The organism is Cupriavidus sp. YAF13, from assembly GCF_052113425.1.
GTDB lineage: Bacteria > Pseudomonadota > Gammaproteobacteria > Burkholderiales > Burkholderiaceae > Cupriavidus.
Genome location: NZ_JBFRDD010000024.1, coordinates 14,355 through 26,025, shown reverse-complemented (window position 1 = coordinate 26,025; position 11,671 = coordinate 14,355). Strand labels below are relative to the sequence as shown.

Annotated in this window: 12 protein-coding genes; 4 read left to right on the top strand and 8 right to left on the bottom strand. The window is 58.6% G+C overall.

Going from position 1 to position 11,671, the window contains the following annotated elements; translation table 11 throughout:
• The first annotated feature begins 21 nt into the window (after positions 1-21).
• Both AB4061_RS19710 and AB4061_RS19705 read left to right on the top strand, forming a co-directional pair.
• The gene (locus AB4061_RS19710) at positions 22-222 is read left to right on the top strand and encodes a DUF1656 domain-containing protein (RefSeq protein ID WP_441636704.1); all 201 of its coding nucleotides are present in this window, start codon (positions 22-24) and stop codon (positions 220-222) included.
• Positions 223-271: 49 nt separating this feature from the next.
• Positions 272-1,153, top strand: coding sequence for an efflux RND transporter periplasmic adaptor subunit (locus AB4061_RS19705; protein ID WP_441636702.1), 882 nt, complete (start codon positions 272-274; stop codon positions 1,151-1,153).
• Positions 1,154-1,194: 41 nt separating this feature from the next.
• Here the strand turns inward: AB4061_RS19705 and AB4061_RS19700 are convergent, their stop codons facing one another.
• The 6 genes from AB4061_RS19700 to AB4061_RS19675 all read right to left on the bottom strand — a co-directional run bounded on the left by AB4061_RS19700 (position 1,195) and on the right by AB4061_RS19675 (position 7,950).
• Complete coding sequence (locus tag AB4061_RS19700; protein WP_441636700.1) at positions 1,195-1,554, bottom strand: putative quinol monooxygenase; 360 nt, start codon at positions 1,552-1,554, stop codon at positions 1,195-1,197.
• An 89-nt stretch (positions 1,555-1,643) separates the two neighbouring features.
• A complete protein-coding gene (locus AB4061_RS19695) occupies positions 1,644-2,285 on the bottom strand; it encodes a hydrolase (RefSeq protein WP_441636698.1) in 642 nt (213 codons plus the stop codon).
• A gap of 813 nt (positions 2,286-3,098) precedes the next feature.
• Complete coding sequence (locus AB4061_RS19690; protein WP_441636697.1) at positions 3,099-3,839, bottom strand: GntR family transcriptional regulator; 741 nt, start codon at positions 3,837-3,839, stop codon at positions 3,099-3,101.
• A 271-nt stretch (positions 3,840-4,110) separates the two neighbouring features.
• A complete protein-coding gene (locus tag AB4061_RS19685) occupies positions 4,111-5,889 on the bottom strand; it encodes an FAD-dependent oxidoreductase (RefSeq protein WP_441636695.1) in 1,779 nt (592 codons plus the stop codon).
• Between the two features lie 33 nt (positions 5,890-5,922).
• Positions 5,923-6,777: a fumarylacetoacetate hydrolase family protein gene (locus AB4061_RS19680; RefSeq protein WP_441636862.1), complete on the bottom strand. Its 855-nt coding sequence runs from the start codon at positions 6,775-6,777 to the stop codon at positions 5,923-5,925.
• A 210-nt stretch (positions 6,778-6,987) separates the two neighbouring features.
• Positions 6,988-7,950, bottom strand: a complete 963-nt coding sequence (locus AB4061_RS19675) for a VOC family protein (protein WP_441636693.1) — start codon at positions 7,948-7,950, stop codon at positions 6,988-6,990.
• A 588-nt stretch (positions 7,951-8,538) separates the two neighbouring features.
• Between AB4061_RS19675 and AB4061_RS19670 the strand changes: the two genes are divergently transcribed.
• Together AB4061_RS19670 and AB4061_RS19665 are read left to right on the top strand one after the other, a co-directional pair.
• A complete protein-coding gene (locus AB4061_RS19670; protein WP_441636691.1) occupies positions 8,539-9,177 on the top strand; it encodes a hydrolase in 639 nt (212 codons plus the stop codon).
• Positions 9,178-9,283: 106 nt separating this feature from the next.
• On the top strand, positions 9,284-9,670 hold the full coding sequence (locus tag AB4061_RS19665; RefSeq protein ID WP_441636689.1) for a DoxX family protein: 387 nt from the start codon (positions 9,284-9,286) through the stop codon (positions 9,668-9,670).
• Positions 9,671-9,753: 83 nt separating this feature from the next.
• Here the strand turns inward: AB4061_RS19665 and AB4061_RS19660 are convergent, their stop codons facing one another.
• Together AB4061_RS19660 and AB4061_RS19655 are read right to left on the bottom strand one after the other, a co-directional pair.
• Entirely contained in the window at positions 9,754-10,203 is a 450-nt protein-coding gene (locus AB4061_RS19660; RefSeq protein WP_441636687.1) for a nuclear transport factor 2 family protein, read from the bottom strand.
• Between the two features lie 195 nt (positions 10,204-10,398).
• Positions 10,399-11,655 (bottom strand): DUF1329 domain-containing protein, encoded by a 1,257-nt coding sequence (locus AB4061_RS19655; RefSeq protein ID WP_441636685.1) that lies wholly within the window; start codon positions 11,653-11,655, stop codon positions 10,399-10,401.
• Between the last annotated feature and the right edge of the window lie 16 nt (positions 11,656-11,671).

Sequence of the window (11,671 nt, the reverse complement as noted above, 5' to 3'; positions counted from 1 at the left end):
GCAAAGCCGGAGCACCATCCCATGCCTCGTGAAATCGCCTTGTCATCTATCCTGGTGCCGACGTTGTTGCCGGTATTCCTGGCTTGCGTGCTCCTCTACTTGCTGGTCGATCACCTGTTCGCACGCATCGGTCTCTATCGCCTGGCGTGGCATCCCGCGCTGTTTCGCGCGGCCTTGTTCGCGTGCATGTTCAGCGGGATCGGTCTCCTGCTGTGGGCCTGATTTTCCCGCCCCGGCAAACCGGCAAACGGATCATAGATCATTCAGAAACATGAAATTGAAAACGCAATTCCTGTTGCGCCTGCTTGTCACCTTACTGTTGACAACCGCGGCGATCGTACTCGGCTACAGCCTTTGGACACACTATATGTATTCACCATGGACGCGTGATGGCCGTGTACGCGCGGAAGTGGTGAATATCGCGGCGGATGTCTCCGGCCTGGTTTCCCGCGTGCCCGTGAAGGATAACCAAGAGGTGCATCAAGGCGACCTGCTCTTCGTCATCGATCAGGAGCGTTTCAGGCAGGCGCTCGCCCAAGCGGAAGCACAGGTACAAGCTCGCAAGGCGGAGTTGGATATGCGGCACCAGCAGACCATCCGGCGCCGTGACCTCGATAGTTCTGTCATCTCGATAGAGAGCCGGGAAGATACCAGCGCCCAGGAGAAGCAAGCGAAAGCGAACTACGACGCGAGCCTGGCGGCCCGAGATACCGCGAAGCTGAATCTGCAAAGAAGCGAGATCCGATCCCCGGTAGACGGATACGTGACCAACCTAAATCTCTATGCTGGCGATTACGTGAGTGCCGGGTCAGCTCGCATGGCAGTCATCAACAAGCACTCCTATTGGATTTACGGCTACTTCGAAGAAACCAAACTGTCGAAGGTGCGCGTAGGCGCGAGAGTCGAGATCAGACTGCTATCTGGTGGCGCTCCGTTGAGCGGACATGTGGAGAGCATCGCACGAGGCATTGCCGACCGCGACAACCCTACCAGTGCGAATCTGTTGGCTGACGTGAATCCCGTGTTCACTTGGGTCCGGCTGGCGCAGCGCGTTCCCGTACGGATCCATCTGGATTCTCCCCCTGAGGATCTCCAACTTGCCATGGGGACCACATGCACCGTCACCGTCGTTGCCGACGGCGGCGGCAAATAGATCGCGCCCGGTCCAAGGACGCCGTTCCAAGCCATGCATGTCTAGGAAACCAGCTTCAGCTTGTAGAACAATTCGACACGCTCCACCAAGTCACTTTTCTGCGCCTCGAATCGGCGTATATGCTCGGCTTGCGTGTGATGCTCTTCCTGGGCCTCTTCGCTCGCCCAGTGCTCCACGAAGACGAATCGGTTCGGATCATCCTGCTGCTCAAATAACTCGTAGCGCAAGTTTCCCCGGTCCTTGCGCGATGGCTCCGCCACAGCCCTCAGCTTCTCCCTCAGATCAGCCTCCCGCCCCGGCTTCGCATATACGATCACCAATACAAAGAAATCTTCCATCTTCTCCCCCGTGGTGCCGTCAAGAGCATGCAGCCGGGCCGGACCTCTATCGGGTTGAGACATGGCAGGCGCATCAAAAGGCGAGTCACTCACCAGCTAGCCCCCCCTGCACCTTGAACCCGCCCGGCACTGTGGCCGCGACCGCGCCGATACTAATCCTTCTTCTCGTAGGCGAACTGGATGCCGGCCGTGCCGCCCGTTTCGATGAAGAGATTCATGAACGCAGGCACGGTATCGGCCCTGGCCCAGTCGCGCTGGAGTTCGCACAGCATCTGCGTCCAGCTGATCATCTGGCCACCGGCTTGCTCGATCCGCCTCAACGCGGCCTCATGCGCCGCAACCGAGGTTCCTCCAACGGCGTCCACTACCGCATAGACTTCGTAACCCTCCTCCAACGCGTCGAGCGCGGGAAAGGACAGGCACGCCTCGGTCCACAGCGCGGTCATTATCAGCTTCTTCCGCCCAATTGCCTTTACCGCCTGCTTGAACTCCGTGTCCTCCCAGGAGTTGATGGAAGTGCGATCGATGGTCGGCAGGTGGCCGAGCACCTTTTGGATCTGCGGGATTGGCGGCTTGTTCAGCCCGGTCTTCACGTTCACAGTGGAATGGACAATCGGCAATCCATACGCCACTGCCATCTTCGCGGTGCCTACGATGTTGTTAATCAGGAGTTGACGGTCCATCGAGGCAATGGAGTTAACCTGCACCGGCTGGTAATCGATGATGATGAAGGTTGAGTTCTGCGGGGTGAGAAGGTGATCACTCTTGGGATCGCGGATCGCTTCGCTGGTCATGCTAGTCTCCATTGCGGTAGTTTTGTCATGGGTGCCATGCTTGGACACTCACCTGGCGAGCCGTCTTTCAGTGCCAAAAGCGCGGTACCGGCGTGCAGCTCGGCAGGTCACTCACCTCCGAGCAACTCGATGTGTCGAGCCTAGTAAAAGATGCCCCCCCATACAAGAACAATCCGCCAGCAAGGAGAAGTGAACGTGTTCGCGATTTCCCGTTGCCACGAAGAACAGAATGTCAGCGGCAAACTCCGCACCGCTTGCCATGAACCCCTTCGTAGCTAGTGATAGCTCTTTGAGCCGCCGCAGCCACCTTGGTGATAGCGCTCGAGGCTGACGCGAGCTGGACGCGGGGGCAGCCGGCGCCTCACTGCCTGGCGCGGCTACCTGTTCCTCCCTATCTATCCATACATGCACCACAAGTTCCACCATCTTCCCGTTGCCCCTTCCCCGTGATCGGAGGTCTTCCCTTCTCATGGTCGAGCGGCTTCGGTGTCAGCAGGCGAGGCCCTGCTCAAGACAATCGATCTCGGCACGGAGCGCCCGCAAGTGTGCATACTGCGCCTGCTTGAACAAAGCGGAGCGTTCCTTGCTCGTGGATATATTCCAACGCGTGGTCGCGGCAAACAATGAGGTATGCCGCATGCCAGTTTCGGCGCCTGCTCGTCGAGATTGATTCATGCGCGGCCGGCAGCCAGGCCGGAAAATTCAGCACCCCCCTGGCGCGTGGCCAGAATCAGCACTAGTCTCAGGGGAACTTCCGCGCCAAAGAGCAGCCAGCCCGGCAGCCATGACTGGCGAAGATCGGCCGTACTGGCGTCAGATCCCCATCTCCATCGATGTGCTCCGCTTGCGCGCCGCCGCCGATTTGGCTTTCTGTTGCTGGAGGTACTTCAGCACCAAGTTCGTGGTCGCCTGGAAATGATCGGAAAGAAGCCTGCAAGCCTTGTTGGCATTGCGCTCGACGATGGCATTGACGATTGCCTCATGTTCCGCCGCCACGTCCCGGCTTCGTTCGGCCTTGGGCACAGAAAGCGAAAGAAACCGGTAACGCGCCGTCTGATCTCGGAGCACTGTCGAAAACCGGCGCATCCACGGCGACTTGCATCCGGCGATCAGAACACCATGAAAGGCGGCGTGGGCCTCCTCCCACTCGGGATTCAGCGCGCCATCCCGTCCACGCAGAACCATCGGGATGCGCGTCAGGCGAAAGTGCGCTGCAACGACCTCTCCCTCCCAGGCGATATCTCCCGTCTCGATCGCGTCACGGAGTGCGCTGGTTTCGATCTGCTGCCTGACGCGAGTGATATCCAGCAACTCCTCTGGCGACAGATCTGCGACACGGAAGCCCTTTTGATCAATCGCAAGTACGAATCCTGTCGTGCATAGTCGTGACAATGCCTCCCGTAGCGGAATAACGCCGGCCTGGTAGCGCTCAGCCAGCTCCTTCAAACRCAGCTTGCTACCTGCGGGCAATTTTCCGCTGATGATGTCTTCGCGGACGGTCTGCTCGAGGATAGACGCCCAGGTGCGCCCCCCCAAATCCAGCGCTTCCGGCACTACGGCAGCAAGTTCCTTGGCGCCCGCCTTCGCTGACTTAGTTCTCGGCACGGTATGGCCCTTCGCAGAATGATAGATAGTATGAGCTATTATATATTTTGCTAGGCTAGCAGGTGACGAAGCAAGCAACGCATCGCGACTATCGCCGCCCTCGCGCCCTCTGTGTCGCCCGTGGCCAGCTCAGCGTGGACCCTGCTGTTCCTGATGTTGTCGAATGAATGCCGCTGGCGCAACACACCTGCCAGCGGCATTGGCTCAGCCGCGGGGTGCGCTATGCGGCCTGGCAACGGACCGAGGAATCCGACAAGCGGCCGAGGATGCCCTGCATTGCTGCGGAGAGTTCTCGTTCGGAGTTGGCGCCATGCCGTTGTTGCCGCCAGCAGACGAAACGATCCGGCCGTACCAGAATCGCGCCTGAGTCGGTGGTACCGCGCAGCTTGTTCCAGGTGCCGTAGACATCGTGCGCATCGCAATTCGGGCCGCCAATGCTAGCCACGTCGATCTCGATTCCCAACTCTTTCGAAACGGCAGTGGCGATGCGGTGCCAGGCGCCACCACCGACACCGGTCAGCAGCGTAAAGCGACCGTGTCCGACCAGATCCAGCGTGGAGACGCGCTCCTTGCGATACTCCAGCCATGCGTGGGGAATGACCCCACCTGGCGACGTGGTCGGATGGTAGTAGAGCTCCGGGTCACGCGTGAAGGGTTCGCGCTGCCGCCCATCCAGCACTACCGCTGCCGACTGGTAAGTCTGGCCAAGCTCCACGCCATGGCAATTGAACTGGTAGTTCTGCAACTCGACCGCCTCTTGCAGTGCACGGCGCCGCTCCCGGCCTCGCTCCGTGTCGCCGAAGAGCTCGTCGACGTTTTCCCAGCCCTCGGCTTCGCTCTGGCCTGGCTGGAATCCTAACGCCTGCGCGATCGGCAGCATATTGCGGACCGACTTCATGGCGCGGTCAACCACTTGCCTAGCGACCGGCTGGCGTTCGGCGGAATAGCTGTCGAGCAATGCGTCATCCGCACCTCCACGAATCACATACGCAAGCTTCCAGGCCAGATTAAAGGCATCCTGGATCGAGGTATTGGTGCCAAGACCGTTGGCGGGCGGGTGTCGGTGTGCGGCATCGCCAGCGATGAATACACGGCCCTTACGCATGTCCCTGGCCGCAACATGATTGATCTGCCATTTACTGACTGCCTTTACCTTGATGGGAAGGGAGTCATCACCGATGGTAGCCCTGGCGCGCCGGATGATGGCTTGCTCACTGAGGTCGGGCTCGCCGTCGGCCGGATCGTACATGAATAGCAGCACCCACTCGTTCCATGGACGCACACAGATGTAGGTGCCGCTCCCAACCCAATAGTCATTGCCGGGCTGGGTCATCCAGTACAGCACACCGGGACGATGCTCACAATATTTGGCGAGATCCACTTCGAGCCAGCAATTGACTGCAGCCCCGAGTCCCATCTGGCCTTCCATCTCGAATCCACATTGAGGCACCACGGTGCTGGCGCCGCCATCCGCGCCAATGACATAGCGCGCCTTGACCTGCATGGTCTCACCCGTGTTGCGGTCCTTCAGGATAGCCGTGACTTCATCGGCGTTCTGGGAGATCTGAATGAGTTCCGTATTGAACAGGAACTCGGCCCCACGCTCCCGAGCACAATCCAGAATGACAGGCTCAAGCAGATGCTGCGGCGCGTTGCACATCTGGGATGGGCTAGCCATCGCGTAGTCTGCCTTGCGCTGCTCCGAGCTGCCCCAAGTTTGTAGTCTTGCGATCTCCGTGCCCGCAAAACTCGTCGCCCAGACATTGTTGCTCATCAATTCGTTGGGCGTTGCAAACTGCCGCACGCGATCCTCGATGCCCAGATCGCGAAACACCTCCATGGTACGTTGGTTGGTAACGTGGGCGCGAGGCGAATTGGCGGTGCCCTGGTACTTGGTAATTGTCAGGGTCCGGACTCCGTACGTGGCCAGCAGTGCCGTGGCCACCAGGCCCGCCGGTCCAGCGCCCACGACAAGAACGGGGACTTCGATCGTCTTCAATTTTGTCTCCTCGGATTTCGCGCTCAGCGCGCCTTATTGCATCTGCTCGTCGATGATGGGATTAGATAGCGTGCCGATGCCTTCAATCGTGACCTCGCACACGTCGCCATGGCGCATCAGCACCTTCGGGCTACGCGCCCAGCCAATGCCGGACGGCGTGCCGGCTACGATCACGTCGCCAGGCTCAAGGGTGATCGCCTCGCTGATGATGGCGATCAGGGTGGCCACGTCGTACAGCATGTCGGAGGTATTCGCGGACTGGACAACCTGGCCGTTCAGCCGCGTCTCCAGCTTGAGGCCAGCCGCGCCCGGCGGCAATTCATCCGCTGTCACCAGCACCGGCCCGAAGCCACCAGTTGCGTCGAAATTCTTGCCGACCGTCCATTGGGGAGACTTGAATTGGTACTCCCGTACCGAACCGTCGTTGAAGATCGAGTACCCGAACACGTGAGCCAACGCAGCTTCCTTCGCGATGTGCTTGCCCCCCTTCCCGATCACGACAGCCAGCTCGCCCTCGAAGTCCAGCGAGTCACTCACCAATGGCCGCACAATAGCACCGGCGTGCCCCACCAGGCTCGTCGGCACGCGCAGGAACAGCGTCGGGTAATCCGGCTGGTCGTAAGGCGATTCCTTGGTATGGTCGGCATAGTTAAGTCCTACGCAGAGAATCTTGCTGGGACTGACAACAGGCGGTAGATAAGTCAGCCGGCTGCCGTCCGGCACAGCTTTGGCTTCGGCATACAGGTTGCACAACTGGTCTGTGCTCAAGCCTGCCCCAATCAACGCGCCAATATCATTGCCGGCGGCCGCAGGCAAGGTAAACACGCCCTCGGTGGTCACCATGCCCACACGTTGCTGGCCATCCAGCAGGAACGTTACCAACTTCATATTCAAACTCCCTTAGAGATCGAGGCCATAACGCACAGCCAAGCGATATAAATAGATACAAATGCAAATAAATTTCTGAAGCCAGCCTAACTCGGCTTCCGTCATCGCGAAGGGGGAGCCCTCTGCATCTAAAGGAAAAGACCGAGGGCGGAGAAACCGCTGGCGGCTATCTCCCGGTGCTAGCGCGCCGCCGCGACGTCCTCTGCTACCTCAAGCTTCCGTGTTGCGTATGAAGTAGTCGGGAACGTCGGGCCCCCATTGATACAGCGAGTCTTCGGTCGGGAAATCGCCCGCAGGCCACGACTGCCCCGCGGCGATGTAATCGATGTCCGCCGAGTACTCGCAGAACGAGCCCCAAGGGTCGAGTACATAGAAGAAGTAGTTCGAGCCGAGTACATGGCGTCCGGTTCCCCAGCCCAGTTTGTAACCCGCGTTGGCCATCTGGCTGGCACCCTGCCCTACCTGATTGACGCTTTCGACATCCCATGCTGCGTGATGCCAGCCTTTGGCGGAACTCTTCACAAAGGCAAGCAGGTGATGGTCGCTGCCGTATGGGGCGTGGGTAAAGGCGATCACATCATCGGATCTGTCCGATAGGCGCAAGCCCAACCCATCCCGATAGAAATCCAGCGCGCGTGGCACGCTAGGCGAAAACAGCAGCACGTGAGAGAGGCGTCGCGGATGGACTCTCTGCACCTGGCTCCTGACCGCCGCACCGCGTCTACCTGCCGGCGCGCTCTCCATTCGCACGGTGGACTTCGCGCTCGGGGATGTCTTGGGACCGACCTTGACCTGGACCAGGTTGCCATCCACATCGAAAAACCACATCCCTTCTGCGCCGCCGAACGGCACATCGCTCACAAAGGTCGCACCGCAATCGGCAAGCTGTCGCCGGATGCCGTCGAAGTCCCCTTCAAAGCAATTGAAACTCAGGTAAGCCAGGCGCTTCTGTTCACCCTCATAGAATCTGGCCCAGCAGTGCTGGTCACCGGCAAAAACCTCAAGCGAGTTTCCCTTGCGCTGCGGGATCAGCCCGAAAGCGTCGAGAAAGTGCTCAGCCACTGCCAGGTCGGGGACCTCCAGCGCGTAGTGATCGATTGAATGCACCGCATGTCGCGGTCCAGACGCCGCAGCGCTTCCGCCCAGCCTTGAGTGAGTCTCGTTGATGTCCATCTTTGTCTCCCGCTGTTCAATGTGCTGTGTCGTCCGCCGCTCTCTATGTGGAGCCTCTGACTCTTTGCGCACGGTGGTCAATCCGGCGAGTCTGCCGCGGCAGATACAAAAACTATACTATCCAATAAAATATATAAAAACAAGTTTTGAATATCAAAAGATGCAAGTACGAAGCGCCGACTCTTGCTTGGCGGGAGGAAGCGGGGAACCGCGGGACCCAGCGAGCGCCTCACGTCGAAGGTCCCTGACGATGTCCGGCATCCACCAGACCATGGATCGGAGACAGCATGCACTCAATTGCCCGACCACATAGTTCGACCAGATGGAACACCGTGTTCGGCAGATGCCTATCACGCTCAGCACTTGGGATCGCTTATTCTGCACAGGCTCACCGCAGCGTTTCGACTTTCCGCTTGAAATGGCTGGAATGTCCGGTTGGCAAGCTAACAACGGGATCTCACCACGGTCCTGAAACTTGCCGCCTTTCCATTGAGCCACCGAAGTAAGGCCGACAGCCCGCGGTGCGCACGCAGGCATCATCAATGCGTATTGAATAGCAGCATCTTTCTTATTTATATGGAGAAAACTATGGCCAGCGAACCCATCCGCGATCCTGCAAGCGACCATCTGCTGACCCCGCAGAACGCAGCGTTTGTCGTCATCGATTACCAACCGGTGCAAGTGAACTCCATCGCGTCGATGGACCGCCAGCTTCTGATCAATAATATCGTTGGCACATCGAAGGCGGCCATTGCATACAAGCTGCCCATCATTCACTCGACCGTGAATGTGAAGAGCGGCTTGAACAAGCCACCTATTCCGCAACTGCGTCGCGTCTTGGACGACTATCCGACCTATGACCGCACTACCATCAACTCGTGGGAAGACGTCGAGTTCCGGAAAGCCGTAGAGGCAACCGGGCGAAAAAAGCTCATCATGACCGCGCTGTGGACCGAGGCTTGCCTAACGTTCCCCGCTCTGGATGCACTCAAGGAAGGATATGAAGTCTATGTGGTGGTGGACGCCGTCGGCGGTACCTCCGTCGCCGCTCACGAAGCTGCCCTGCGCCGGATCGAACAAGCAGGCGGCAAGATGATCAGCGTTGCGCAGCTGTTCTGCGAACTGCAGCGCGACTGGGCAAGGGCGGAAACCGTGCCGGCATTCATTGACCTGTTCGTTGAAACAGGCGGCACGGCCGGAATCCAATTCTCCTACGATCGTAGCTGACTATAGCCGGGCCGGCCCTGCAAACCGTACCGGGCCGGTCGGTTCTCCTCCATGTCGGAAATGCGGCCACGCATTCCCACCCTAAGCGCCCCCATTGGGAGTCTTTATGTCTGATTACTACCTGCTTGCTGGACGCGTATTTATCGCATTCATGTACGTACTCAGCGGAACCAATAAACTCCTGTTCTTCAGTCATGGTCTGGATGAAGTCAGATCACGACACATTCCGTTTCCGCGCCTTATCCTCTCAAGCACGATACTGGTCCAGCTTACATGTGGCATCGCCATCATGGCAGGATGGCAGACCGGCATCGCTTCGCTACTTCTTGCAGTGTTCACATTGGCAACCGCATTGGTATTCTACGATTTCTGGAATTTGAAAGGCGCGCAGCGCACCGTGTCTTTCACGGGATTTCTGGAACATATCAGCATCATTGGCGGCTTCATCATCCTGATTGCGGCAGGCCCCGGAAACATCATCGCCCGACCTTAGCAAGACCGCGTAGTCCTATTGTCTGCTTACAAAGTGGATGAGGCTGTCCGTGTGCGCCGTTGCGTCGCACACGGAATACCTTTTCAGCGCCGGCTCTCGCCCTGCTTGCTCAGCCATGGATAGCGCTCTACGTCATTGCCCCCATAGTCCGGGTCCRGATAGACATAGCAGCGCTGTATCCGGAAGTCACGGATCTCGAAAACGTCGCACCAGCGACCCGCATGAGTCATCCCCGCGCGCCACGTCTCGCCGCATTTGAGGCTTCCGCTGGAGGTACCCTCCACCACCAATAGATCCCCCTGCTGTATGACATTTGCATGGGCAACATCGTGACGAATCGATTCCATGATGCCCATCAAATCCTGGAACAGTTGGCCGATCTGCTCATGGCCTTGCGCTATACCCCACTTGGGAAAACAAAACTCAGCGTGTTCGTCAAACAGGTCAAGGACGCTCTCGCCCCGGTCCATGCGCTTGAAGTACTCGAGCGCAATTGCCTTGCGCTGCTCGTCCGTCATTGTTCTTGTTTCCATGATCGCTCTCCCGCCCTCCGATGTTTGTAGACCTGTTGCTCTGTTCCGTGCTCCGTCCACGGCAATCTCGTCATGATCCCTGTTGCTTGCGACTGGCTTGTGCATCCCTTCCCTGAAGGTTGGTGGGCATTCCAGCCGAGAACAGTGCAGGAAGGTGTCCGCCCCGCATGCACGTCAGCGGACACCCGACCCGTGCTACTTGGCGATGGTTTCCAGCGCGGTGTAGCTCATATCGCTCTCCTTGATCTTCGCTTCGTTGAGCTTGTAGCCGCGGAAGAGGTAGATGGAGGCGTGATGCGCCTTGAAATCGATGATGTCGCCCTGGATCGATGAGGAGTACTTCGTGCCATCCTCACCCACTGACGGGGTCATGTGGAAATTAATGAATTTCCAGAATTCCCCCTTCTTGTCATAGGCTTCGCCCATATAGACGCGCGGATAATTCACGTCCATGTAGACCACCTTCTTGCCATAGGGGTGTTCCGTCGGGGGAGTGCCTTCGATGACCCAGACCTCACGCGGCTGCCACGTTTGCACGGGATTCCAGTACGGGGGATCCTTTAAGTCCACCGTTTTCCACTCTTCCGGTGTTCCCTTCTTCGAAGGCGTGTAGCCAAGCTTGGCATCGGATATCGCCAGGATCCAGCGCCGACTCACCAATTTAATCTTCGGATACCACGAAGGCCTGGCGTTCCATACATAGATATCGTCATTCAGGACATCAAGCCCGCCAACTGGGTCCATCCATGCGCCGCCAGAAAGGCGACGGGTGCGCCGCGCCGATTTGATATAGGCCCAGCTGTCCTCCAGTTTCGGATCGTCGTAGCGGATGGTGAAGGTGCCCACCCCCTTGATGTCCTCGGGTGCCGTCGCAACAAACAACGTCTTGCTGAGAACGCTACCGTCGCCCAGCACCGGCTTGTCGCCGCTAAGCCGTCCCTTCATGTAGTACCGCTGAAACAGCCAGTCCTGCGTCGACTCCAGACCCTTCTCCCCGCTGATCATCAGGAAGGTCGCCTTGTTGTTGATGACGTCGCCCTCCGGTGAGGCGTAGTAAAAATTCCAGATTAGCTTGTCGCCCGCATGCGGGTCGCTCTGGCTGACTTCGGGGAAGGGAATGCCGGCCACCCAGCCCGTAACCTCGCGAGTCTTCTCATCGAATTGCGCCTTGCCCGCATTCTTCCTGGTGGCCTCGAGGTACTTGGGATCAAGTTGCACAGGCTTGGCGTGGCCAAGTGGAATCTTCAGCCCGGTATTGCGAATCTGCCACTCGAGCTTCTCGGTCAACAGGCTCGCGATGGTATGGCCGTCGAACGTGTCGTTCTTGACCTTGTCAATGTTGGCCTTGTCGATTACGGTGCCGGCGGGCAGCTCCGCGGCAACGGCTGCCGTTGCGCCCGCGCTGATTGCCGCGAACATGCACAGGGCGAGGGTCTTCTTGATGCGATACATGATTTATGTCTCCTGC

Excerpts from the sequence above, each read along its gene's own strand:
- AB4061_RS19670 (WP_441636691.1), top strand. The coding sequence starts at position 8,539 with ATGGCCAGCGAACCCATCCGCGATCCTGCAAGCGACCATCTGCTGACC.
- AB4061_RS19675 (WP_441636693.1), bottom strand. The coding sequence starts at position 7,950 with ATGGACATCAACGAGACTCACTCAAGGCTGGGCGGAAGCGCTGCGGCG.
- AB4061_RS19665 (WP_441636689.1), top strand. The coding sequence starts at position 9,284 with ATGTCTGATTACTACCTGCTTGCTGGACGCGTATTTATCGCATTCATG.
- AB4061_RS19705 (WP_441636702.1), top strand. The coding sequence starts at position 272 with ATGAAATTGAAAACGCAATTCCTGTTGCGCCTGCTTGTCACCTTACTG.
- AB4061_RS19655 (WP_441636685.1), bottom strand. The coding sequence starts at position 11,655 with ATGTATCGCATCAAGAAGACCCTCGCCCTGTGCATGTTCGCGGCAATC.
- AB4061_RS19680 (WP_441636862.1), bottom strand. The coding sequence starts at position 6,777 with ATGAAGTTGGTAACGTTCCTGCTGGATGGCCAGCAACGTGTGGGCATG.
- AB4061_RS19710 (WP_441636704.1), top strand. The coding sequence starts at position 22 with ATGCCTCGTGAAATCGCCTTGTCATCTATCCTGGTGCCGACGTTGTTG.
- AB4061_RS19700 (WP_441636700.1), bottom strand. The coding sequence starts at position 1,554 with ATGTCTCAACCCGATAGAGGTCCGGCCCGGCTGCATGCTCTTGACGGC.
- AB4061_RS19695 (WP_441636698.1), bottom strand. The coding sequence starts at position 2,285 with ATGACCAGCGAAGCGATCCGCGATCCCAAGAGTGATCACCTTCTCACC.